26 protein-coding genes are annotated in these 20,832 nt (G+C 69.8%); 10 read left to right on the top strand and 16 right to left on the bottom strand.

Translation table 11 applies throughout. From position 1 onward, the window contains the following. Positions 1-2: 2 nt before the first annotated feature. From ABFY20_RS14745 to ABFY20_RS14760, 4 genes are all read right to left on the bottom strand, one after another. Positions 3-1,313 carry an ABC transporter substrate-binding protein gene (locus tag ABFY20_RS14745; protein WP_368496985.1) on the bottom strand — a complete coding sequence of 437 codons (1,311 nt, stop codon included), beginning with the start codon at positions 1,311-1,313 and terminating at the stop codon, positions 3-5. A 69-nt stretch (positions 1,314-1,382) separates the two neighbouring features. Continuing rightward, complete coding sequence (locus tag ABFY20_RS14750) at positions 1,383-2,153, bottom strand: SDR family NAD(P)-dependent oxidoreductase (RefSeq protein ID WP_368496986.1); 771 nt, start codon at positions 2,151-2,153, stop codon at positions 1,383-1,385. Then, a complete protein-coding gene (locus ABFY20_RS14755) occupies positions 2,150-3,634 on the bottom strand; it encodes an FGGY-family carbohydrate kinase (protein ID WP_368496987.1) in 1,485 nt (494 codons plus the stop codon). Before ABFY20_RS14755 ends, ABFY20_RS14750 begins: the two co-directional genes overlap by 4 nt. Continuing rightward, complete coding sequence (locus ABFY20_RS14760; protein WP_368496988.1) at positions 3,631-4,437, bottom strand: DeoR/GlpR family DNA-binding transcription regulator; 807 nt, start codon at positions 4,435-4,437, stop codon at positions 3,631-3,633. Before ABFY20_RS14760 ends, ABFY20_RS14755 begins: the two co-directional genes overlap by 4 nt. A gap of 153 nt (positions 4,438-4,590) precedes the next feature. Here ABFY20_RS14760 and ABFY20_RS14765 point away from each other — a divergent pair, with 153 nt between their 5' ends. Beyond that, on the top strand, positions 4,591-5,418 hold the full coding sequence (locus tag ABFY20_RS14765; RefSeq protein ID WP_368496989.1) for a BtpA/SgcQ family protein: 828 nt from the start codon (positions 4,591-4,593) through the stop codon (positions 5,416-5,418). 42 nt (positions 5,419-5,460) lie between these two features. Here ABFY20_RS14765 and ABFY20_RS14770 read toward each other — a convergent pair whose 3' ends face one another. After that, on the bottom strand, positions 5,461-6,423 hold the full coding sequence (locus ABFY20_RS14770) for a diguanylate cyclase (protein WP_368496990.1): 963 nt from the start codon (positions 6,421-6,423) through the stop codon (positions 5,461-5,463). A 146-nt stretch (positions 6,424-6,569) separates the two neighbouring features. Here ABFY20_RS14770 and ABFY20_RS14775 point away from each other — a divergent pair, with 146 nt between their 5' ends. Both ABFY20_RS14775 and ABFY20_RS14780 read left to right on the top strand, forming a co-directional pair. Continuing rightward, positions 6,570-7,289 (top strand): nucleotidyltransferase domain-containing protein, encoded by a 720-nt coding sequence (locus ABFY20_RS14775; protein WP_368496991.1) that lies wholly within the window; start codon positions 6,570-6,572, stop codon positions 7,287-7,289. After that, the gene (locus tag ABFY20_RS14780) at positions 7,286-7,765 is read left to right on the top strand and encodes a hypothetical protein (protein WP_368496992.1); all 480 of its coding nucleotides are present in this window, start codon (positions 7,286-7,288) and stop codon (positions 7,763-7,765) included. Before ABFY20_RS14775 ends, ABFY20_RS14780 begins: the two co-directional genes overlap by 4 nt. 44 nt (positions 7,766-7,809) lie before the next feature. Here ABFY20_RS14780 and ABFY20_RS14785 read toward each other — a convergent pair whose 3' ends face one another. Both ABFY20_RS14785 and ABFY20_RS14790 read right to left on the bottom strand, forming a co-directional pair. Then, entirely contained in the window at positions 7,810-8,139 is a 330-nt protein-coding gene (locus ABFY20_RS14785) for a DUF5615 family PIN-like protein (RefSeq protein WP_368496993.1), read from the bottom strand. 3 nt (positions 8,140-8,142) lie between these two features. Beyond that, positions 8,143-8,367 (bottom strand): DUF433 domain-containing protein, encoded by a 225-nt coding sequence (locus ABFY20_RS14790; RefSeq protein ID WP_368496994.1) that lies wholly within the window; start codon positions 8,365-8,367, stop codon positions 8,143-8,145. A gap of 130 nt (positions 8,368-8,497) precedes the next feature. On the opposite strand from ABFY20_RS14790, the gene ABFY20_RS14795 reads away from it, so the two are divergent. Next, positions 8,498-8,956 carry a hypothetical protein gene (locus ABFY20_RS14795; RefSeq protein WP_368496995.1) on the top strand — a complete coding sequence of 153 codons (459 nt, stop codon included), beginning with the start codon at positions 8,498-8,500 and terminating at the stop codon, positions 8,954-8,956. Between the two features lie 279 nt (positions 8,957-9,235). Here ABFY20_RS14795 and ABFY20_RS14800 read toward each other — a convergent pair whose 3' ends face one another. Further along, entirely contained in the window at positions 9,236-10,138 is a 903-nt protein-coding gene (locus ABFY20_RS14800; protein WP_368496996.1) for a hypothetical protein, read from the bottom strand. A 96-nt stretch (positions 10,139-10,234) separates the two neighbouring features. Between ABFY20_RS14800 and ABFY20_RS14805 the strand changes: the two genes are divergently transcribed. Continuing rightward, the gene (locus ABFY20_RS14805) at positions 10,235-10,690 is read left to right on the top strand and encodes a DUF4262 domain-containing protein (protein WP_368496997.1); all 456 of its coding nucleotides are present in this window, start codon (positions 10,235-10,237) and stop codon (positions 10,688-10,690) included. A 55-nt stretch (positions 10,691-10,745) separates the two neighbouring features. Further along, positions 10,746-11,249 (top strand): DinB family protein, encoded by a 504-nt coding sequence (locus ABFY20_RS14810; RefSeq protein WP_368496998.1) that lies wholly within the window; start codon positions 10,746-10,748, stop codon positions 11,247-11,249. Positions 11,250-11,298: 49 nt separating this feature from the next. Here the strand turns inward: ABFY20_RS14810 and ABFY20_RS14815 are convergent, their stop codons facing one another. Beyond that, positions 11,299-12,069, bottom strand: a complete 771-nt coding sequence (locus ABFY20_RS14815; protein ID WP_368496999.1) for an alpha/beta hydrolase fold domain-containing protein — start codon at positions 12,067-12,069, stop codon at positions 11,299-11,301. A gap of 569 nt (positions 12,070-12,638) precedes the next feature. Further along, complete coding sequence (locus ABFY20_RS14820) at positions 12,639-13,151, bottom strand: GNAT family N-acetyltransferase (RefSeq protein WP_368497000.1); 513 nt, start codon at positions 13,149-13,151, stop codon at positions 12,639-12,641. On the opposite strand from ABFY20_RS14820, the gene ABFY20_RS14825 reads away from it, so the two are divergent. After that, positions 13,138-13,905: a nucleotidyltransferase domain-containing protein gene (locus tag ABFY20_RS14825; protein ID WP_368497001.1), complete on the top strand. Its 768-nt coding sequence runs from the start codon at positions 13,138-13,140 to the stop codon at positions 13,903-13,905. The genes ABFY20_RS14820 and ABFY20_RS14825 overlap by 14 nt on opposite strands. Further along, positions 13,898-14,299 carry a DNA-binding protein gene (locus tag ABFY20_RS14830; protein ID WP_368497002.1) on the top strand — a complete coding sequence of 134 codons (402 nt, stop codon included), beginning with the start codon at positions 13,898-13,900 and terminating at the stop codon, positions 14,297-14,299. The genes ABFY20_RS14825 and ABFY20_RS14830 overlap by 8 nt, the downstream gene beginning before the upstream one ends. A 27-nt stretch (positions 14,300-14,326) precedes the next feature. Here ABFY20_RS14830 and ABFY20_RS14835 read toward each other — a convergent pair whose 3' ends face one another. Together ABFY20_RS14835 and ABFY20_RS14840 are read right to left on the bottom strand one after the other, a co-directional pair. Then, complete coding sequence (locus ABFY20_RS14835) at positions 14,327-15,424, bottom strand: zinc-binding dehydrogenase (RefSeq protein WP_368497003.1); 1,098 nt, start codon at positions 15,422-15,424, stop codon at positions 14,327-14,329. Positions 15,425-15,449: 25 nt separating this feature from the next. Continuing rightward, positions 15,450-16,049 carry a TetR/AcrR family transcriptional regulator gene (locus ABFY20_RS14840; protein WP_368497004.1) on the bottom strand — a complete coding sequence of 200 codons (600 nt, stop codon included), beginning with the start codon at positions 16,047-16,049 and terminating at the stop codon, positions 15,450-15,452. A gap of 94 nt (positions 16,050-16,143) precedes the next feature. On the opposite strand from ABFY20_RS14840, the gene ABFY20_RS14845 reads away from it, so the two are divergent. Then, a complete protein-coding gene (locus tag ABFY20_RS14845; protein WP_368497005.1) occupies positions 16,144-16,824 on the top strand; it encodes a DUF6226 family protein in 681 nt (226 codons plus the stop codon). Between the two features lie 19 nt (positions 16,825-16,843). Here the strand turns inward: ABFY20_RS14845 and ABFY20_RS14850 are convergent, their stop codons facing one another. Then, positions 16,844-17,356: a hypothetical protein gene (locus tag ABFY20_RS14850; protein WP_368497006.1), complete on the bottom strand. Its 513-nt coding sequence runs from the start codon at positions 17,354-17,356 to the stop codon at positions 16,844-16,846. A 73-nt stretch (positions 17,357-17,429) separates the two neighbouring features. Between ABFY20_RS14850 and ABFY20_RS14855 the strand changes: the two genes are divergently transcribed. Next, positions 17,430-17,696, top strand: coding sequence for a hypothetical protein (locus ABFY20_RS14855; protein ID WP_368497007.1), 267 nt, complete (start codon positions 17,430-17,432; stop codon positions 17,694-17,696). Positions 17,697-17,739: 43 nt separating this feature from the next. On the opposite strand, the gene ABFY20_RS14860 is transcribed toward ABFY20_RS14855, so the two are convergent. From ABFY20_RS14860 to ABFY20_RS14870, 3 genes are read right to left on the bottom strand one after another with little or no spacing between them, the layout of a single operon-like run. After that, complete coding sequence (locus tag ABFY20_RS14860; RefSeq protein ID WP_368497008.1) at positions 17,740-18,195, bottom strand: GbsR/MarR family transcriptional regulator; 456 nt, start codon at positions 18,193-18,195, stop codon at positions 17,740-17,742. Between the two features lie 10 nt (positions 18,196-18,205). Then, the gene (locus tag ABFY20_RS14865) at positions 18,206-19,819 is read right to left on the bottom strand and encodes an ABC transporter permease (protein WP_368497009.1); all 1,614 of its coding nucleotides are present in this window, start codon (positions 19,817-19,819) and stop codon (positions 18,206-18,208) included. Beyond that, positions 19,816-20,799 (bottom strand): ATP-binding cassette domain-containing protein, encoded by a 984-nt coding sequence (locus ABFY20_RS14870; protein WP_368497010.1) that lies wholly within the window; start codon positions 20,797-20,799, stop codon positions 19,816-19,818. Before ABFY20_RS14870 ends, ABFY20_RS14865 begins: the two co-directional genes overlap by 4 nt. Between the last annotated feature and the right edge of the window lie 33 nt (positions 20,800-20,832).

The following is a 20,832-nucleotide window of genomic DNA, read 5'->3' on the forward strand; positions in this document are numbered from 1 at the left end:
CCTCAGCCCTGAGTCTTCTCGGCGGCGGACTGGGCGTCGCGCAGCGCGTCGTCGACGCTCTTCGTGCCAGCGACCGCCTCGTTCAGCTCGGTTCCGACGGCCTGGATCATCTCCTCGCCGCCCGCTCCCTGGCTGAGCGGTGCAGCATCCGACAGGATCTGCTTCACGGCCTCGTAGTAGTCGGCACCGAAGCCGTCGTCGAGCACCGCCGGGTCTTCCAGGGTGCTCTCGCGGATCGCCGCACCGCCCGCGCTCACGCGCTCGACGTCGACGGCCTTCGAGGTGATCCACGATGCGAACGCCCACGCGGCGTCGGGCGCACCCGAGTTGCTCGGAATGGCCCAGCTCCAGGCGCCGAGCACCTGCTTGCCACCGGGCATCGGCGCCAGCTTGAACTGACCGGCGAGGTCTCCGGATGCTCCGGCCGGGTCGTTGAGGGCCGGCAGGTTCCAGTTGTAGCTGATCATCGAGGCGGCTTCACCGCTCGAGACCGAGCGGAACGCCTCGTCGAAGGCCCAGTTGAGGCTGTTCGCCGGTGCGGCGTTCTGGTAGGCGTCGATGTAGGCCTCGAGAGCCGCCTTGGCTTCGGGGGTGTCGAGGGTGATGTTGCCCTCGTCGTCGTAGATCGAACCGCCGGCGGCGAAGAGCCAGTTGGCCCACTCCTCGAAGATCTTGTAGCCGCGCTGGGGCTGCATGGCGATTCCCGCACGGTCGGCGGTCTTCAGCGTCGTGACGTCGGAGACCAGCTCGTCGAGCGTCGTCGGCACCTGGAGGCCCGCGGCTTCGTAGTCGGCGGTGTTGTAGAGGTACCCGAGGGCGTAGTTGTAGAACGGAACGCCGTAGCGCACGTCGTCGACCGTGGTGATGTCGGTCAGCGGCGTGAAGAAGTCGTCGGCGTCGTAGTCGGTGGTCGAGTCGATGCGCTCGTCGAGCGGCTCGAGGAACCCGGCCTGGGCGAAGTCGACCATCCACGGGTTGTCGGCGACGATGAGGTCGTAGGCCGGGTCGGGCGACTGGAACGACGAGACGAGCTTGTCGCGCATCTGGTCGAAGGTGAGCGACTCGATGTCGACCGTGATGTCGGGGTAGACCGTGTTGAACTCCGAGACGAGGTCTTTCACGATGTCGGTGTCGGGCACGTTCTCCATGAGGATGCGCACGGTGCCGCTGGTGTCTTTCGGGATGTCTCCGAGGCCGGAGGAGGTGACCTCGGCGGGACCGCCGGAGCCTGCGCAGGCAGTCGCCGTGAGCGCGATGGCTCCGGCCAGGGCCACGCCGGCGGCGAAACGACCGGACTTCTTTCTGAGTGACATGAGGGTCCTTACTGGTGGGTGAGCTGGGTGAAGGGGTAGGTGGGGCGCAGGGTGGGTAGGCGCCGTGGGTCAGTCCATGAAGGCGCCGCCGTTGATGGCGAGCGCCTCTCCGGTCATGAAGGCGGAGTCCTCGCCGAGCAGGAACGCCACGACCCGCGCGACGTCCTCCGGTTCTTCGAGGCGGCCGAGCGGCGTGTCGTCGATCCAGAGCTGCTTGACCGACTCGGGATCGGTGCCGCGCAGGCCGGCCTCCCAGGCGAGCTCGCGCTCCTGCATGGGGGTCGCGACGTATCCGGGGCAGATGCTGTTCACCCGGATGCCGTGCTCGGCCAACTCGAACGCCATTGCCTGGGTGAGCCCCACGACGCCGAACTTCGAAGCCACGTAATCGGCGAGGAACGGCACCTTGCCCTGCTTGCCGGCCATGGATGCGGTGTTGACGATGGCGCCGCGACGACCGGTGCGCACCATGGCGCGGGCGGCGGCCTGACCGCAGACGAAGACGCCCTTGAGGTTGATCTCGAGGGTCTTGTCGTACTTCTCGATCGGCATCTCGAGGAAGCGCTGCATGAACGAGATGCCCGCGTTGCTCACCCAGGCGTCGAGGCCCAGGCGGTCGGCGACGTCGTCGGCGACCCGGGCGGCAGCCTCGGGGTCGCTCACGTTGAGCACAGCCGACTCGTGCTGCTGGCCGGCGCTCGTGTCGAGAGCTGCGGCGGCAGTGGCGGCGGCCTCACCGTTGATGTCGGTCACGACGACCTGCCAGCCCCGCGCGGCGAGGGTCGCCGCGATCGTGCGGCCGATACCGGATCCTGCCCCGGTGACGACGACGGTTTTCATGCTCGGGTTCTCCTTGCGATCGAGTGCGAGACGGGAGCGACTGCCGCTCCGAGCTCGCGCCATTCCTGGTAGGCGCGGTCGTAGACCGCGACCTTCTGCGGGTCGGGGACGACGGGCGCCCCCAGGGTGATGAAGCGGGAGGTCTCGCTCCAGTCGTCGAGTGCGCCGATGCCGACGGCCGCGATGAGAGCCGCGCCCAAGGAGGCGCCGGGGTGGTCGACAACGGGGAACATCTCGGTGCCGAGCACCTCGGAGTGGATCTGCTTCCACAGTGTCGACTTGCTGCCGCCGTTGGTGATCGAGACCCGGCCGAGGTCGATTCCCATGTCGCGGAACACCTCGACGTGATGACGGAAGCCGAAGGCGATGGCCTCGAGCACCGAGCGGTACAGGTCGGCCTTCGTGTGCCCGAGGTGAAGACCCGCGAACGTGCCCCGCAGGTCGGGGTCGTGGATGGGGCTCTTCTCACCCAAGAAGTAGGGAAGGCACAGCACCTCGGCCGGCCGGCTGTCGGCGGCCGCGAGATCGAGGTCGACGAGCGGCTCTCCCCCGATCAGCCCCTGGTACCAGCGGATGAGGCTCCCGCTCGTGGCCATGCATCCATTGGGCAGCCATCGGCCCGGCACCGGATGGGCGTCGAGGTAGAGGCGTTCGTCGACGACCGGCGCATCACTGGCCACCAGGATGTCGCCGGCGCCGCCGAGCTTCACCAGCCAGTCACCGGGCTTCTCCACACCGGCGGCGAAGGCCGAGAGCACGTGGTCTGCGCCGCCGACGACGAGTGCGGTACCGGGGTTCAGCCCTGTGCGCTCGGCGAGTTGGGCGCTGAGCGACCCGGCCCGTGTGCCGGGGGCGAGCACGGCCGGGAGCAGGGCGGGGTCGAGGCCTGCGGCGTCGAGAACGCGCCCGACCCGCTCCCCCGCGATGGTGAACAGACCCGATTCGAGGGCCCAGTTCTGCTCGACGTGCGGCTCCGCGCCGAGCGCCATGAGCACCCAGTCGTACGACCCGACGATGTGGCGCGCAGCGGCGAGGTCGCTCGGCCGGTGCTCGTGGAACCAGGCGATGGTGGGGGCCACCGACTGCTGGGTGAGGGCCGCGCCGGTGAGCGTCACCAGGTCGAGGTCGGCGAGCTGCTCGGCCAGGGTCTCGATCTGGTCGTTCGCCCGGGCGTCGTTCTGCAGCAGAGCCCGGCCGATGGGCTGGAGCCCGTCGTCGACGAGCACGACGGCGGGCACCATTCCCGAGGTGGCGATCGCACCGATGGAATCGGCGGCGACGCTCGAGACCGCCAGGATCTCACGGATGGAGTCGACGACGTTGTCGAGCCACTGCCGCGGGTCGGCTTCGGCGTGACCGGCGTGCGGGCTGAACAGGGTGGCTTCGCGGGAGGCCTGGGCGACGATACCGCCCTGCACGTCGAGCAGGATGGTCTTTGTGCCGGTGGTGCCGATGTCGATGCCGAGAGTGTGGCGGGTCATGCCGTCGCCCCCTGCTCGAGCGCCGAGCTGTGCGGGCCGGGCACGCACACCACCTCGACCCCGAGCGAGCGGGCCCCGACGAGGGTGGGGTGGTCGGCTGGGCCGTCGGTGACGATCGCCGTCACCGAGCTGAGGGGCGACACGCTGACGAGCTGCACCCGGCCGAGCTTGGTCTCGTCGGCGACCACGATGACCCGGTCGGCTGCTTTGACCGCTGCGCGTTTCACGCTGCCCTCCTCGCGGTGGTACTCGGAGACGCCTCGGGCGGGGTCGACCCCGGCGATGCCCATCACGTAGGTGTCGCAGTTGTAGCGGGTGAAGATCTCCTCGGTCTCCGAGCCGATGAGGCTGAGCTCACCGGGCCGCACACGACCGCCGGCGAGCAGAACCACGGTGTCGGGCTCGTCGGCGAGCTCGACGGCGACCAGGATGCTGGGGGTGACGACGGTGAGACCGAGGCCGCGACCCTTGATCGCCTTCGCGACGGCGAGCACCGAGCTGCCGCTGTCGAGGATGACGGTCTCGCGCGGCCGGAGCAGTTCCACCGCAGCCTCGGCGATGTGCATCTTGCCTTCGGCGGCCTCGGCGGCGCGTGTCTCGAACGAGGGCTCCGCGGCCTTCCCGCTCGACAGGATGGCGCCACCGACGACCCTGCGAACGAGGCCGGAGGCCTCGAGAGCCTCGACGTCGCGACGGATCGTCATCTCGGAGACCTTGAACTCCTCCGCGAGCGTGGCGAAGTCGATCTCCCCCTCGGCCAGCACACGCTGCTCGATCATTGCCCTGCGGGTCTTAGCTGCCATAGCTTCATCTAAACCAATGTTTGTTACTGATTCACAATATTACTGTTTCGAATATGTAAATTCGCATCACTTCGATCCAATATATGTGAATATATGACACGTACCTCGTCGCGTCCAGTGCGACGCACGCACACTTGAACGAAAGGCCCCGCTATGAGCGACTGGCTCGGATCTGTCTTCCCCACGACGAAACCCGTCATCGCGATGCTGCACCTGTCTGCCCTGCCCGGTGACCCCGGCTTCGACAGCACGGCGGGCATCCGTGCTGTGGTCGAGCGGGCCAAGGGCGAGCTCGCCGACCTGCAGGAAGGCGGGGTCGACGGCGTCATGATCTCGAACGAGTTCAGCCTCCCCTACCTCACCAAGACCGAGCCGATCACGGCCATCAGCATGGCGCGCATCATCGGCGAGCTGCTCGACGACATCACCGTGCCGTACGGCGTCAACGTGCTGTGGGACGGCCGCGCGTCGATCGATCTGGCCGTGGCCACGGGCGCTCAGTGGGTACGTGAAATCTTCACAGGCGTCTACGCGAGCGACTTCGGCCTGTGGAACACCAACGTGGGCGAGGTCGCCCGCCACCGCGCTCGCATCGGCGGCGCCGGCGTGAAGCTGTTCTTCAACATCGTTCCCGAATCGGCCAAGTACCTCGCCGACCGCGACCTCACCTCGATCACCGAGACCACCGTGTTCGCCACGCTCCCCGACGCCATCTGCGTCTCGGGCCTCACCGCGGGTGCCCCCACCGACACGCAGGCGCTGGCGACGGTCAAGGCCGCCGCCGGTACCGTGCCGGTGTTCGTGAACACCGGCGTGCGCGCCCACAACGTGGGCGACCAGCTCGCCATCGCCGACGGGGCCATCATCGGCACCTTCTTCAAGAAGGACGGCGTGTTCGAGAATCGCGTCGACCTCACCCGTGTGCACGAGCTCATGGGTGCGGCGCGCGACGCCCGCGCGGGGTTCGCCGCGGCCGAGTAGTCCGCCCTCGGCGCGGCGCGGTGCCCGATGCGCCGCGCCGCGTCAGCGCGCGGGGTCTTGCTTGCGCGAGGCCTTTAGGGCGTAGAGGCGCTGGTCGGCGCGGTCGCGGATCGTGTGTGCCGAGTCGTCGGGCCGCGCGACAGCGAGCCCGAACGACCAGCCCCGCGGGATCGACGCGTGCAGCCGCTCGACCACCTCCCCCGCCTCCGCCTCCGTCGTCGCGGGCAGCACGAGCAGGAACTCGTCGCCACCGATCCGCGCGACGAGGTCGTACGGACGGGTGATCGCGCGCAGGGCCGATGCGAACTCCACCAGCCGACGGTCGCCCTCGGCGTGACCACGCTCGTCGTTGACGCGCTTGAAGTCGTCGAGATCGACGATCACGACGGCGACGCTCTGCCCCGTGCGGGCCGCTCTGGTGAGCTCCAGGTCGATGCGCGCATCCAGGCCCGACCGGTTGAGCAGCCCGGTGAGCGGGTCGGTCGTGATCTCCCGGTCGAGCCTGCTGCGCAGGTAGCCCGCGGCTTCGAGGCAGAACACCGACGCCAGCAGGATGTTGAACCAGGTCAGCAGCAGCGCATCCAGCGGGTTGATGATCACCGCCGTCAGCGAGAGCGCGAACCCCGTCGCGGTGACCGCCCGGGCTACCCACCGCCGGTAGAACCAGCCCAGGTAGCAGGCGAACATCGGGTAGAGCACGATGTTGTTGACGGATGCGACCGGCGCCACCGAGACGGCCATCTGCACCGAGGTGACGACGAAGAAGACGCTCGCGCCCGCGATGCCGAGCCAGCTGACGAAGCGCGCGCCGAATGCGATGGGGGTGCCGGCGAGCACGATGGTGACGGCGATCCAGAACCACGTCCAGCCGCTCCCGAGCGGGTTGGCCGTCGAGGTGATCGCATCGAGGAGGCCGCTGGCCGCGATGACCACCCCTGCAGCCGCGGTGACCCAGGCGAACGGCGGAATCCGCCGGCCGGCGAGCCACGCCCCGAAACGCCTCATCGCCCTCCCCCACCCGACGCACCGAACGCACCCGACGATGACTGGAGTCTAAGCGAGCCGCCCCCGCGATGGTGACGGCTGCTGACGCATCCGTACCGCCGCTGTATGCTGGTCTACTTTTCCGATCGCGAACCCGGGGGTGAGCCGTGCAGACCATCGTCACTGCAGAGTACGGTTCGCGCGCCATCGGCGTCGCCACCGGGGATTCCGATCACGACCTCATGAGCGTCTTCGTCGAAGACCCCGAGTACGTGCTCGGCATCGAGACCATCGACACCCACGCATCCTCCACGGCGGCCGCCGGCGCACGATCCACCCACCAAGACACCGACATCACGCGCTACCCGCTGCGGAAGTGGGCGAAGCTCGCGGCCGTGGGCAACCCCACCGTGCTGCTCCTGCTGTTCCTCGAGCCCCTCGACAGCACCGGGCACTGGGAGATGCTGAAGGGCATCCGGGATGCGTTCGTCTCCCGGGAGGCCGGCCGGCGGTTCCAGGGCTACTCGCTGGGGCAGCGGGAGGCGATGGTCGGTATGCGCAACAAGCGCACCAACAGGCCCGAGCTGATCCACAAGCACGGCTACGACACCAAGTTCGCGTACCACATGGTGCGCACGGCGATGCAGGGTGTCGAGCTCATGACCACGGGTGCGCTGCGCCTGCCGATGGCGCCCGGCGACCTCGAGGTGCTCCGCTCGATTCGCGCCGGGGCCATGTCGAAGGACGCCGTTCTCGACCTCGCTTCTTCGCTCGACAGCGACCTCACCGTCGCCATCGCGCGCGCTCAGGTGAACGACCAGCCCGACCGGATGCTCATCAACGACACCCTCCACCGCATCTACCTCGACGCCTGGGCCTCCCGATGAAGCCCGCTGTCATCGTCGACGTCGATGGCACCCTCGCCGACGTCTCCGGCATCCGCCACTACGTGCTCGACGACCCCGAGAAGAAGCTGTTCGCCAAGTTCCACGGCGCTTCAGGGCTCGTGCCCCCGGTCGATTCGGTCGCTACCGTCACCCGTGCGCTCGACGCCGCCGGCCTGACGATCGTCGTCCTCACCTCACGTCGTGAGCAGTGGCGCCACGTCACGCGCCGCTGGCTCGCGAAGTGGGAGATCCCCTTCCACGCCCTCGGCATGCGTGCCGACCACGACAATCGCCGCGACGACGACGTGAAGCGCGACCTCCTCACCCGGATGCGCCGCCTCTACGACCTCGACCCCGTGCTCGCGATCGACGACAACCCCACCGTCATCGCGCTCTGGCGCTCACTCGGCATCCCGACCGTGCGCGTGCCCGGCTGGGACGAGCAGCACCCCCGGCCCGACGACCGGGAAACGTAGCTCACGCGGTGGCGGCTCTCCTGACGACCAGGCGCGCGACCCGATCAGCGCAGTTCGATGAGGTCGTTGCCCGCCTCGATCATGTCCACCACAGTGTCGATCAGGGGTTCGAACCACTCGATCAATGCGCGGCGTCGCGTGTTGCCGACCCGAATCCAGATGATCGCCGGCGCTTCTCCACCGAGAACGACCATGCTCGAGAAGTCTTCGTCCTTCGTGACGAGAACGGCTCGGTGCTCCATCGCGTAAGCCCACAACGCGTGATCCGCTGCGTCAGCCGGACCGATATCCGTCACGTGCTCTGCGACATGACCACGGGCCGCCAGCATGCGGGCAAGGGCCGGCGGCAGTTGGGCGTCGACGAGGAAACGCACCGGTTACGAAGCGAGCACTATCGTGTGGTCTGCCTGCGCTGCAGCGTACTCGAGGCATGCGCGGATGTCGTCGGCGGTGAGGTAGGGGTAGTCCTCGAGGATTTCTGCCTCGGAAGCCCCCGCGGCCAGGAGAGAGAGCACGTCTCCCACTCGCATGCGTGTGCCGCGCACGGAAGGTCGACCGTGGACGACCTCCGGGTTGACGACAATGCGATCCAACAGCGACATGCTCCGATGATACCGGCGCAGGATGATTCGCAGCCGTCGGATTCAGTCTCATGCGGACGAGTCACGATGTGCACCGTCGCGTGGCTGCGCAGATGTCCCGCTGGGTCGGGCGGAGTGGAAAGGTGGAGGGATGGAGCATCCTGAAGCACCCCGGCTCGACCCGACGCCCGAGCAGGTCGCGGAGATCGATCGGCGGGCCGCCGCATTGAAGGAGCAGCCCGAGAGCTTCGCCGCGATGGATGCGCTCTGGCGGGCCGTGTATGCGCTCGACCGGTGGATCTTCATCGCGCGCGGCACCGACGACCAACCGGGGCCTTACGCGGGTGAGCTCCCTCAGGGCCCGATGCTGTTCGCGTTCACGACCGGCGAGCGGGCCCGGAGCGCAGCGCTCGGCATGGGGCTCTCGGAGGACGAGGTGTCACGGTTGCTCGCCGTCCCGCTGCCGGCGGCGATCGAGTGGGCTGCGACGTTCGCGAGCGTCGGCGTGAAGGGCATCGCGTTCGACATCCCCACAGCCGGGTACTTCGCTCCACTCACGAATCTCGTTCCGATGCGCGACTACATGGCCGCGCATCCGCCTGCCGTCTGAGCGGTGGCGGTGGGCACCGGCCATCGCGGCGGATGCTCCACTCGCGCCCCGAGAACCCGTACGGTCGGAAACACGGAAGGCCGAGCCGGGTGGGGCCCCCGACCGTGCCCGCAGCATCCGTGAGACCCCCGGACCCGGCCGGCTCGAACGGGACTGCCACCCTCGCCATCTGCGGGAGGACGTACCCTTACCGGGTCGGCACGCCTTGGGCGGGTTCAGAAAGGAGAGTCAGCCTGAGCAGACCGCTCGCGAAAGGCAACTGACCCAGGTGCAGGGACGCTAGTCATCGTCTCCCGTGAGCACCCAGCGCGAGGACCCGTCCCGGCCGATCAAGGACAACCGTCCGCCCTCGTCACGGAGCGACACATCGAGGATCGCGACCAGACTGTAGGGACTCGTTGCGGCCTTCCCGATGTCGATGAGGGGGCCAGCCCGCTCGTCGAGGGGCAACGGCGTCTCTCGGAAGGTCCAACGCCCCTCGAGATCGAGGGTGTGCGCGGGTGCCGACTCTCTTTCCTCGTCCGCGACGACGATCCGCAGGGGAATGCCGACGAGTTGCGCCGTGAAGTCGGCATTCAAGATTACGATCCCGTTGTCGTCGGAGGTCCACCGCCCCACGAGATCCGAGGCGACCAAGGTGGGCGGAGCGGGAGTGGACGGCCCCTCGATCTGACCGAAGGAGAGCAGGGCGCCTCTGTCGGCGTCGCCGTAGTCAAGCTGAAGGCCGCCCCGTCGGACCCCGAGGAAGAACCCGCTGAAGATGCCGTGCAATCCTCGGGCGTCGATGTCCACTGCGACCCATGCATCCTCAGACTGCCCCTGGTCAGTCGAGTAGTACTCCCAATTGCCGGTCGTCGTGATCGTGTCACCCCAGTTGAGGGTGTCCCATCGATCTACGGCCAACGCAGCTCGCGGGAGATTCTCGATGCGAACGGTTCCATCGCCCGACAGCTCGATGAGGGCGGTGTGGCCGGCGTCGGAAGCCTCGTACACACCGAGTATCTGGGTTCGCGACGGAGGGGCGAACGCTGAACACCCGGTGAAGATCGCCATCATGACCATGCAGACGAGGGTGCTCAGAATCACGGTGCCGATCGGACGAGTTCGGATGCTCGCGGTGCCACCGGCTACGGCGTCGACAAGCATCGCGCCGGGCGCTGATTCCTTCTCGACGACGACCACGGTCACCTTCCTACCGCAGGAGAGCGTCTCCCTGGCACAGAGCGGCCACGAGTCTCCAGATCGGCGGGTCCCTCTCCCGATCGGTAAGGTCGGTGCATGCACGCGGCTGATTCGAGTGGTCCCGGTGGAGAGTTCCTTGGCCTCATCGAGAAGTACGGCTGGGCGATCCGGCACGTCGGCGAGGGCGGGTTCCCGGCCTTCTCCTACACGGTCGGGCTGACGTCGATGGGCCATCCCGAGCTGGTGATGGTCGGGCTGCCGTTCGACGCGGCTCAGGGCTTCCTGAACAACATGGGGGCGGATGTGCGAGACGGGTCGCGGTTCGACGCTGGCAGCGTCGTCTGGGACCAGACGGAACCGCCCGCGCCGATCGCGTTCGTCGAGGCCACCGATGTCTCCGGACTCACCGCCGTGGAGCAGGTCTTCGGCGAGGTTCGGGCGCTGCAGGCGGTGTGGTCGGATTCGCAGGGTCGCCTCCCTTGGGACGTCGGCTATCGCAATCCGCCCGAAGCCCAGCCCCTCCTCGGAACCCGGCCGACCTCGCTCACCTGATCGCGCCCGCCCGGCCCCGCTGGTGGGCTCGGGTGGGGAGGGGGATACTCGACGCATGGAACGTACCGATCATCCGGAGGCGTGGGACGAACGATCGACTCTGCTCACGATGCTGCAGTACACGCGCGACACGGGCATCGAGAAGGCCACGGGCCTCACGGATGCGCAGGCCGCCGCCACCCCACTCCCCACGTCGCCGCTGATGAGCGTCGGGGCGGTGCTCAACCACATGCGCTGGGTGGAGCATTCGTGGATCGAGGCCCGCTTCGTCGGCGGGCCCGACCTCGGGCCCTGGACCGACGAGTCGCCCGACCAGGAGTTCATCGACGGGTCGACCCTGCCGCTGCAGACCGTGATCGACGGCTACCGCGCCCAGGCCGAAGCGACCGACAGGATCATCGCGCGGCTGCAGCTCGACGACCTCTCGCAGACGCCGTTCCGGTCGGGTGAGCGCCCGACGCTGCGCTGGGTCATCCTGCACCTCATCGAGGAGAACGCTCGGCACAACGGGCACATCGACATCCTCCGCGAGATCGCCGACGGCACCACCGGCGATTGAGCCGGCGCGGCCGGCCGGGCGGCCATGGCCCCGGGCAGAGATCGGATGCTCAGAGCACGCGATCGAAGAAGTCGGCCGTGACGCCCCCGAAGGTCGCATGAGGGTCGGTGGGGTCGAGGGGCGGCTTGTCCGCCCACTCGTGGCTTCCGTCAGGGATCGCGTGCAGCTCGACGCGTCCGCCCGCAGCCGTCAAGGCGTCTCGGAGCGCGAGTGCCTGATCGAACTCGACGATGTGATCGTCGGTTCCGTGCACGATCAAGGTGGGTGGCGCATCCGTAGTCACCCATGTGATGGGGCTGACGCCTGCGATCGCGTCGGGGTTCGGCGACGGCCCCATCAGCCAGGTCACCTCGTGGGGTTCGTCGATGCTGACACCCCGCAGATCGGCCGGGCAAGCCGCCAGAGACGCAGCCTTGACGATGCCGGGCTCGCGGAACGCCAGATGTGCCGCGAGGTGGGCTCCTGCCGAGAAACCCCAGACCCCGATCCGCGAGGGGTCACCGCCCACATCGGCGATGTTGCTCTGCACCCACGTCAGCGCCGCACGAGCGTCGTCGTATTGCGCGGGCCATGGCGCGACGCCGCTCAGCCGGTAGGTGACGGAGGCGGTCACGTATCCGCGCGACGCAAGGAGGGGGTTCAGCCACGGGTGCATTCCTGCGCCCCGGTCTCCCTCGTGCCAGCCTCCGCCGTGGAAGAACACCGCCACGGGGAGCGCGCTTCCCGGCTGCCGCTGGGGAACGAGGATGTCGAGTTCGACCGGATTCTCGGCTCGACCGTAGCGCACAGCTGGGTAGAAGGACATCGCCGGCGAAACCATGGCTCAGACACTACCGGGCCACCGAACGAGCTCAATGGGTCAGGATCCCGATGAGCTCCTGGATGGCGGGGATGAGGCCCTGCACCTGGCTCCCACCCGCCATCGCGGTGATCGCGATCGGCCACAGGGAGACCAGCGGCCGACACGACGGCCGCGACGCCGAGCACCCAGGCGAGCGCGCCGTTGCGCATCCGGAAGCAGACGACGAGGAGCACAGCCGCGAGCGCGTAGCCGATGAGGACCACGAGGGCGATCTGGCCGACCGGCACGTCGAGCACACCGGCGGTGCCGCCGTCGGCGCCCGCGATGAGGCCCAGCACGGGCAGCGGCACGCCGACGAGGATGAGCACGCACAGCACGGTCGAGGTGAGGGAGGCGGCCCACACCGCGCGGGGGCGGGGGCGCGGGCCGTAGGAGCGCCTTATCGCGCGACCCCCGCTCGGGCGATCGAGGGTGCGGATGCGCGTCCGCACCCCGCAGGCAGAGTGGTCTTCATCGCGCCTCGCTTTCCTGCATCCGTCGCCGCCGCCGTGGCGGTCACAGACAGGACGCGGCGCGGAGCCGAAGTGTCACAAAGTCGGCGCGGATCCCGGTGCGTCCAGGTTCAGCGACCAGACGGCCATCTGCAGCACGGTGTCGCGGTAGGGCAGCTCGCTCTCTCCGATGCGCTCGAAGCCGAGGCGCGCGCAGAGGCGGTTGGACGGCAGGTTCGCGGTCGCGGGGAAGGCGAGGATGCGGCGGCGCTCCGACCGCTGCCGCGCGTCGTCGAGCGCGAGAGCGACCCCGGCGGCGGCGACACCGCGCCCCTGCGCCTCGGGAACGACGAACCAGCCCGTCTCGAGGGTGTCTTCGCCGTTCCACTCCGACTGCCACCAGTTGACGCCGCCGACCGCGACCCCGTCGAGCTCGATCGCGAAGATGCCGGCGGTGTCGAGCCGCACGAAGCGGAGGTACTTCTCGTGCCGCTCGCGCACCTTCTCCTCCGACTCGGGCCCGCCGAGATACTCGGTCATCCCCGGCTCGTTCGCCCGCCTCAACAACGCGAAGTCGTCGTCGGCCCAGGGCCGGATGCGCGTCGTCACTCACCAAGACTGGAGCGCCACCACCTGTCGACGCAACGATGCGGCCCAAGGACCGCAGAGGCTCTATCCAACTAACGCAACTTCAGTTGAAGTACTGCAACTGGAGTTGCATAATGATCGAGTGGATCTCGAATCACCGCTGCGTACCATCGCCTCCCCGGTCGAGGCCGAGGTGCTCCGCGTGCTCGCCGGTGCCGACACCGAGTTCGGAGCGTCGCAGGTTCACCGCCTCGTCGATTCCGGCTCGGCCTACGGCGTGCGCAAGGCTCTCGCCCGCCTCAGCGAGACGGGACTCGTCACGACGACCCAGCACGGCAACTACAGCTTCTGGCGCGGCAACCGCGATCATGTGCTCTGGCCCGCCGTGCAAGCGGCAGTGGATGCTCGTCAGACGATCATCGATCGGCTTCAGGCACGACTGACCGAGCATGGCGAGGTCGCGGCGTATCTCTACGGTTCCTTCGCACGCCGCACGGCCGGCCCCGACTCCGACGTCGACGTCCTCGTCGTCCACCCCGACGAGAGTCCGCACGACGCCATCCTGGATATCGCGTCGGACATCGGCGAGGCGATCACCACCTGGACCGGCAACGTCGGCCACGTCTACAGCGCAACGCGATCCGAGCTGCGAGAGGCACTCGAGCGAGGCGAGCCGGTCGCCCTGTCCATTCGTGGTGAAGCCGTCACGGTGGTCGGCCCACCGTTCGGGCGACTCCTCGATCAACTGGGCGACGGGGAATCCGCCTGTGCCTAAGTACAGAACTGTTCGGCTCGACACACCCGGCGCCCGCGCCCGACTGAACGAGGCGCGGCTCTACCTCGCGGCCGCCGAACTCCTCGACCTGGGGGCCTCGGCCGAGAACAAGGTGGCGGGATCGAACGCGATCCTCGCCGGTGTCGCGGCAGCCGACGCGATCTGCGGGCTCGTCCTGGGCGAGCGGAGTTCGGGCGACGATCACGCTCAGGCGGTGACCCTTCTCCGGCGAGCTACGCATCCCTCGACCAAGGCGGCCAACAGCCTCAGGCGACTCCTCACGCGGAAGACACCGGTGCAGTACGGCACCGACGCGATCAGCGCGAGTGACGCATCTGACCTCATCGCCTGGGCGCGCGACATCGTGGGCGAGGCCGAGGCGCGAGACCGCTGATGGCTGGCGGCCGGCGACGCGGAGCGGCTAGCCGAGACCCGAGGTGATCACGACGCGGGTGACGTCGGGCTCATGCAACAACTCGTAGCCGGCCTCGACGCCGTCGAGGGCGATCTCCCGCGACATGAGGTCGTCGAGGTTGAAGCGGCCCTGCAGGTAGAGGTCGGCGTACAGCGGGATGTCGTGCTTCGGCGTGGTCGAGCCCATGTACACACCCTGGATGCGCTTCTGCGTGCCGATGAGTCCGATCGTCAGCAGCGGCATCGTGGCCGTCGGGTCGATGATGCCGATGAGGTACAGGCCGCCTCCCGGGCGCAGCATCTCGAGCGCCGAGGCGGTGACCGCGGGGATGCCCACGAAGTCGAACGCCGCATCCGCCCCGCGACCGGTGATGGCCATGACCTCGGCCACCGCATCCGTCGTCGTCGAGTTGATGGTGTGGGTCGCACCGAAACGGCGGGCCTTCTCGAGCTTGTCGTCGGCCACGTCGACGGCGATGATCGTGGTCGCGCCGGCCACGACCGCGCCGTTGATGGCGTTGAGCCCGACTCCCCCGGCACCGACGATGACGACGGCGTCGCCCGCCTGCGTGTTCGCCGTGTTGATGACGGCACCGGCCCCGGTGACCACGCCGCAGCCGAGCAACGCCGCCTGCGGGAACGGGATCGCGTCGGAGACCTTCACCAGCTGGTTCTCGTGGATGAGCGCCTGCTGCGCGAAGCCGCCGAGACCGAACACCTGCTCCACCCGGTGCCCGTGCGCGTCGGTGACGCGAGCCGGCTCGTCGCCCGTGCGGAGCGTCGCCTCAGGATGCTCGCACTGGAAGGTGCGCCCGGTGAGGCAGGCCTCGCACTTGCCGCACGACTGCACGAGGCATCCGACGACGTGGTCGCCGACGGCGAGCTCGGTGACCCCGGGGCCGACCGCGGCGACGACGCCCGCGACCTCGTGGCCGAGGAGCATGGGCAGCGGAGTGCCCATCTCGTTGCGGGAGAAGGTGAGGTCGGTGTGGCAGAGCCCCGACGCCTTGACGTCGACGAGCACCTCCCGGCCGATCGGGTCGGCGAGCACGACGTCTTCGGTGACGAAGCCCGCGCCGATCTCGCGCACCAGTGTTGCCTTCATGATGGGTCCTTTCTTCGGGTGCAGCTCAGCGAACGCCGCTGAACCAGCTCGGGAGCAGGCGCGTCAGGTGGTCGGCGAGACGCTCCTCGCTGAGGGCGATCTCGCCCGTGATCCAGGCGTCGAGCAGCCCGTAGGCGGCGCCCGAGATGTAACGCGCGGTCGCCTCGGGGTCGAGGTCGGAGGGGCGTGACGGATGCCCGGCCAGGGCCTCCTCGATCACCGCCGCCATCGCCCGCACGCCGGCGAGGTACCCCTCCTTCGTCGTGGGCAGCGCCCCTGCTGCGGCGTACAGGGCCCGGTTGCCGGCGAAATGGGCGACCAAGCGGTCTTGGGAGGTGCGCATCGCGTCGGGGCGATCGTCGTGCTGGTAGAGGTCGGCGATGGTGAGGAACGCGTCGCGGCGGAGGCCGTTCGCCAGTTCGTCGAGATCGGCGTAATGGGCGTAGAAGCTCGCACGGCTGATGCCGGCGGTGCGCACGATCGCCGCGACGCTCAAGACCTCGCCGGCGTCGGAGAGTGCGTGCACGGCCGCGGCGATCGCCGTGCGCGTGCGGGCGACCCGTGGGTCGGGCGAGTCGCGAAGCGTGCGGCGAAGCTCCTCGTTCGCTCCGGATGCGGCGGTCATGTCGTCGACGATACGCCTGTTCTGGACATGTGTACAGAACAGGCGTCGCCGCCGGGTGGTCGCCACGCGCGGCCGGTGCGGGGATGATGGCGGAATGAGCGCATATGCGAGGCCGCCGATCGAGCCGCCCGTCATCGTCGACGAGGAGGGCCAGGTGATCGAGCACGGGCGACGGTGGCCGGGCTCGCCACCGGAGGAGAGCTATTCGGTGGATGCGCATCCGGAGCGGTTCGAGCCCTTGCACACCGTGGCCGAGGGATTGATCGAGCACCTGCGCGACACCTACGACATCGAGGTGACGGAGGCGGTCGAGACCGGGCCCGAGCTTCGACGGCCGAAGGGCGAGGCGGCGCGGGCCGTCCAGCTGCGGCCGGTCGACCCGGCGGCTGCCCCGCTGACGATCGTGTTCACCGCGTACCCCGGGGTGTTCGCGCGGGCCGGGCTGCTGCACGAGTTCGCGTTCCCGGTGTGCGGCTGCGATGCCTGCGACTCGACCTGGGAGGCGGAAGCCGATCAGCTCGAGGAGACCGTGCTCGCGGTGGCCGAGGGGCGCTACCGGGAGAGTGTCGGCGTCGGGCCGGAGCCGTGGGTGGAGTACGCGCTCGAGTTCTCGAACGGCTCGAGTTCAGGGCGGGTGCCGGCCGGCGAGCTGCCCGCCGAGCGTGTGCGCGCGGCGCGAGCGCGGCTCGGCGCAGGCGCAGGCGCAGACGCAGGCGCAGGCGCAAACGCAGGCATCGGCGCCGAGCGCTGGGCACCCTGGCCGTTACGTGCGTGACCGACGACCCGGGGCGGAGTCAGTCGGCCAGCAGCTCGAGCACGAGTTTGTCGCCCTGCGCCTGGGCCGAGATCCACGCGGTCGATCCGTGGAGGCGGATGCTCGTGCCGGTCGCAGAATCGGTGAGCGTGAGGTGACGGCTGAGGCCGACCTTCTCGACCGTTGCCCGAGTGGTGGCGCGCGGGAACGAAGCGACCTCGGTGCGCAGACGGCCGCCGGTGTCGCGGTTGAGCACGTGGATCGTGTCATCGGTGACGGCGACGAGCAGCTGCACGGTCACGCCTTGCGCCTCGGCCGCCGCCTTCGTGGCGGCGAGACCGCCGAGCGCAGCGCCCAGGCCGGCGCCCAAGGCCCCGGAATCTCCGTCACCGCTCCCGACCACGGAGCCCGCGGCCAGGCCGAGCGCCTCCGCGAACACGAGATCGGCGAGCCCGAACACCCCCGCGGCCAGCACCTCCCCGTCGGGTTCACCGGCCGCGCTCAACGCGGCCCGTGCCTCGGCCACCAGCTCCTGCTCGCTGAACCCGCTCATCCCATCCCCCTCGGATCGTCGGCACCCTCCCACAGGGCCCGGCACCGACACTAGCGAACGAAGGAGGACGACCATGCGTGACGACGACTTCGAGGTCGAGGTGAAGTGGAAGGAGGAGGTCTATTACTGGGAGGGCTCGTGCGGGTTCCTCTTCGACGCCGGGTGGGGCGTCGAACCGCCCGTGCTCTACGTTCCCCCGGCCGAGGAATGGGACGCCTGCACCCCCGAGTGGATGCACGGTCGGCGCGACCTCATCCTGTCGCGACTCGACGGGGTCGCCCGCCACCGCCTCGCGGAGGGCCCCTACCCCCGGTCGCCGCGGGGCCTCACCCGCGAGTAGCCCCAGTGGCGCGAGCCGCGCCGGGCGCACCGGCCGGCCCCCCTCACCCCTCCCGGCTGCGCCACCACTCCTCGACCAGCTCGGGCATCCGTGTCTGCAGGAACCGCAGGAACCCCGCGACCTCCCGCGCCCGCGCCACCGAGTGCTGCGCGTCGGCGTTCTCGTCGGCGATCTCGTCGATCGCGTCGGCGAGCCGCCCGTAGAGCGGCGCGTTCGCGACCACCATGGCGTGCCAGCCGTCGTCGACCATCTCGTAGCGCGCGAGGCGCTCCCCCGGCCGCGACACCTTCTCGATCATGCGCAGCGACGTGAGATACCGCACCGCACCCGAGATGGCGGCCGGTGAGACGCCGAGCCGCTCGGCCAGCTGGGCGGCGGTGTACCCCTCGTCGGGCGAGGCGACGAGGGCCATCAGCGTGCGCGCGGGCATCCGCGGCAGACCGGCGGCGGTGAGCATGGCGGCGGCCTGGTCGGCGACGCGCACGGCGGGGTGGCGCATTCCGCTCACCTCACTCCCCCGGGGCCGATTCGCGGCGCCGCATCAGGGCGAACGAGGCCGCACCCCCGGCGAGCGCGGCGACCACCAGCCAGCCTAGGCCGCGCAGCTCGACGCCGTCGGCACCGACGGTGGGGCTGACGGCGACGGGCGAGAGGTCGACCAGCCACTCGGGAAAGCCGAACAATCCGCCGAAGAGGCCGAGCACCGCCCCCACGAGCACCAGCGCCCAGCCGACCGGCACGGTGAGCCGCGGCGCCAGCACGAGCAGGAGGGCCGTGAGCACGAGGAAGACGGATGCTGCCGCCATCTGTCCACCCGCCGTGACGAGCACGTCGCCCATCAGCGACCAGTCGGGGTCGCTCTGCCCGGCGAGCCCCAGGGCCGCCCCGGCGACCGCGGCGGTGATGACGGCCAGGATGCCGACCATCGCGACGACGACGTAACCGGCCAGCCACTGCATCCGGGTCACCGCCGCCGCGAGCACCGGCTCGGCCGTGCCGTGCGCCTCCTCGTGCCGCGCGCGGCTCACGACCTGCACCGCGCAGCACGCGGCGAGGATGCCGAGCATGGTGAAGAAGATCACCACGGCACCCTGTGCGAGCGATCCGCCCGCGCTCAGCGCGTCGATGACCGCCTGCACCGAGGGGAGCTGGGAGGCGGCTTGCTGGAGCACGCCGGAGAGGGTGGTGGCGAGCAGCCCGGTGAGGAGCCCGCCGACCGCCCAGCCCACGACGGCGGGCCAGGTGAGCCGCCAGACGAGGGCGGTGGGTGTGGCGAGCAGGGTCCCGGCGTCGCTGCTGCCGCGGCGCTCGGGCACGAGCGAGGCGCCGACGTCGCGCCGGGCCTGCAGCGCTGCCGCGATCGCCCCGAGGGCGACTCCGACGGCGAGGCACAGAAGCACCGGCAGCCCGCTGTCGTCGGCGAAGGGTCGGGTGTTCTCGGCCCAGCCGAACGGCGACACCCAGGTGAGCCCCGAGCTCTCGACGCTCTGCAGGTCGGCGCTCGGCGCGCCGAGTGCGTTGCCCAACCCGGCGAGCACGAACGTCGTCATCAGCACCCACACCGCCGCCGCGTTCGCGGCGCGCGGGGTGGGCAGCACCTGCGCGGCGACGAGACCGACACCGAGGAAGACGAGGCCGACGGCTCCGGATGCGGCACCCGTCATGAGCGAACCACCCACCGGGAGCCCGGTCGCGACGAGCGAGACCGCTACCAGCGCGGCGAGCACGACGTTCGCGAGCAGGCCGTGCACGGCGGTGGCGGCGAGGGGCAGCAGGCGCCCGGCCCGGGTGACGCCGAGGAGCTCTGCGCGGCCCGCCTCCTCATCGGCGCGGGTGTGGCGCACGGCGAGGAACACGCTCATGAACGCGGCGAGCAGGGCGATGAAGGGGAGGATGAGGAACGCGGCGAACGCCCCCTCGCCGGCGCCCGAGGGGAGGCCGCGGAACAGGAGCACCACGGGGTTCGCGATGGCGGTGGCGAGGAGGTCGGCGCGGTTCTGCTCGGTGCCGTAGCTCGAGGCGATGCCGCCGACGCTCAGCAGGGCGAGCCCGGCGGCGCCCACGATCCACAGCGCGAGCTGGACGGCGTCGCGGCGGAGGCGGAGGGCGAGCAGGGTGATCATCTCGCGGCTCCGCCGGGGGCTGCATGACGAGCGGGGGCGTCGGTGGCGTCGTCTCCGCCCGGCACCTCGACGCCCGGCATCTCGGTGGTTCGGTCGCCGTAGTGCCGCAGGAACAGCTCTTCGAGGCTCGGCGGCTCGATGCGGAGGCCCTGCACCCCCCGGTAGCCGAGCTCAGGGAGGAGGCCGGCCAGCGCATCCGAATCGACAGTGAAGCGGGCCCGCCCGTTGGCGAACGACACGTCGTGCGCCCCCGGGAGCGCTCCGGCCTCGGCCGCGTCGTGCGCCTCGAACGACACCTCGGTGCGGGTGAGGTGGCGCAGTTCGCCGAGGGTGCCGGTCTCGACGATCGTGCCGGCGCGGATGATCGAGACGCGGTCGCAGAGCAGCTCCACCTCGGAGAGGATGTGGCTCGACAGCAGCACCGCGGCCCCCTCCGACCGCACGCGCGCCACCTCGTCGCGGAACACGACCTCCATCAGGGGGTCGAGCCCGCTCGTCGGCTCGTCGAGGATGTAGAGCTCGGCGGGAACCGCGAAGGCGGCGACCAGGGCGACCTTCTGACGGTTGCCCTTCGAGTAGGCGCGGCCCTTCTTGCGCGGGTCGAGCTGGAAGGCGTCGAGCAGGCGGGCCTTGCAGCGGGCGTACTCGGGGTCGCCCCTGCGCACACCGCGCAGGCGAGCGAGCACGTCGATCGCCTCGCCGCCCGAGAGGTTCGGCCATACGCTCACGTCGCCCGGCACCGAGGCGATGCGCCGGTGGAGACGGGCCGCCTCCCGCCACGGGTCGCCGCCGAACACCGCGACCTCCCCGCTCGTGCGGCGTGCGAGACCGAGCAGGATGCGGATGGTCGTGGTCTTGCCCGCTCCGTTGGGGCCGAGGAAGCCGTGCACCTCACCGGCCCCGACGGTGAGGTCGAGGCCGGCGAGAGCCGTCGTGGCGCCGAAGCGCTTGGTCAATCCGTTCGTCTCGATGACGTCCATGGCGGCACTCTAGGCCCGATTCACGAATTTGTG

The sequence above is a fragment of the Herbiconiux sp. A18JL235 genome (genome assembly GCF_040939305.1).
Classification (GTDB): domain Bacteria; phylum Actinomycetota; class Actinomycetes; order Actinomycetales; family Microbacteriaceae; genus Herbiconiux.

What these genes read in the sequence shown, in the direction of transcription:
- ABFY20_RS14745 (WP_368496985.1), bottom strand. Translation starts at nt 1,313, where the DNA reads ATGTCACTCAGAAAGAAGTCCGGTCGTTTCGCCGCCGGCGTGGCCCTG.
- ABFY20_RS14840 (WP_368497004.1), bottom strand. Translation starts at nt 16,049, where the DNA reads ATGACCGCCGCATCCGGAGCGAACGAGGAGCTTCGCCGCACGCTTCGC.
- ABFY20_RS14855 (WP_368497007.1), top strand. Translation starts at nt 17,430, where the DNA reads ATGCGTGACGACGACTTCGAGGTCGAGGTGAAGTGGAAGGAGGAGGTC.
- ABFY20_RS14750 (WP_368496986.1), bottom strand. Translation starts at nt 2,153, where the DNA reads ATGAAAACCGTCGTCGTCACCGGGGCAGGATCCGGTATCGGCCGCACG.
- ABFY20_RS14860 (WP_368497008.1), bottom strand. Translation starts at nt 18,195, where the DNA reads ATGCGCCACCCCGCCGTGCGCGTCGCCGACCAGGCCGCCGCCATGCTC.
- ABFY20_RS14865 (WP_368497009.1), bottom strand. Translation starts at nt 19,819, where the DNA reads ATGATCACCCTGCTCGCCCTCCGCCTCCGCCGCGACGCCGTCCAGCTC.
- ABFY20_RS14780 (WP_368496992.1), top strand. Translation starts at nt 7,286, where the DNA reads ATGAAGCCCGCTGTCATCGTCGACGTCGATGGCACCCTCGCCGACGTC.
- ABFY20_RS14815 (WP_368496999.1), bottom strand. Translation starts at nt 12,069, where the DNA reads ATGGTTTCGCCGGCGATGTCCTTCTACCCAGCTGTGCGCTACGGTCGA.
- ABFY20_RS14790 (WP_368496994.1), bottom strand. Translation starts at nt 8,367, where the DNA reads ATGTCGCTGTTGGATCGCATTGTCGTCAACCCGGAGGTCGTCCACGGT.
- ABFY20_RS14760 (WP_368496988.1), bottom strand. Translation starts at nt 4,437, where the DNA reads ATGGCAGCTAAGACCCGCAGGGCAATGATCGAGCAGCGTGTGCTGGCC.
- ABFY20_RS14835 (WP_368497003.1), bottom strand. Translation starts at nt 15,424, where the DNA reads ATGAAGGCAACACTGGTGCGCGAGATCGGCGCGGGCTTCGTCACCGAA.
- ABFY20_RS14770 (WP_368496990.1), bottom strand. Translation starts at nt 6,423, where the DNA reads ATGAGGCGTTTCGGGGCGTGGCTCGCCGGCCGGCGGATTCCGCCGTTC.
- ABFY20_RS14755 (WP_368496987.1), bottom strand. Translation starts at nt 3,634, where the DNA reads ATGACCCGCCACACTCTCGGCATCGACATCGGCACCACCGGCACAAAG.
- ABFY20_RS14825 (WP_368497001.1), top strand. Translation starts at nt 13,138, where the DNA reads ATGCGCGTCGTCACTCACCAAGACTGGAGCGCCACCACCTGTCGACGC.
- ABFY20_RS14795 (WP_368496995.1), top strand. Translation starts at nt 8,498, where the DNA reads ATGGAGCATCCTGAAGCACCCCGGCTCGACCCGACGCCCGAGCAGGTC.
- ABFY20_RS14765 (WP_368496989.1), top strand. Translation starts at nt 4,591, where the DNA reads ATGAGCGACTGGCTCGGATCTGTCTTCCCCACGACGAAACCCGTCATC.
- ABFY20_RS14805 (WP_368496997.1), top strand. Translation starts at nt 10,235, where the DNA reads ATGCACGCGGCTGATTCGAGTGGTCCCGGTGGAGAGTTCCTTGGCCTC.
- ABFY20_RS14870 (WP_368497010.1), bottom strand. Translation starts at nt 20,799, where the DNA reads ATGGACGTCATCGAGACGAACGGATTGACCAAGCGCTTCGGCGCCACG.
- ABFY20_RS14845 (WP_368497005.1), top strand. Translation starts at nt 16,144, where the DNA reads ATGAGCGCATATGCGAGGCCGCCGATCGAGCCGCCCGTCATCGTCGAC.
- ABFY20_RS14850 (WP_368497006.1), bottom strand. Translation starts at nt 17,356, where the DNA reads ATGAGCGGGTTCAGCGAGCAGGAGCTGGTGGCCGAGGCACGGGCCGCG.
- ABFY20_RS14810 (WP_368496998.1), top strand. Translation starts at nt 10,746, where the DNA reads ATGGAACGTACCGATCATCCGGAGGCGTGGGACGAACGATCGACTCTG.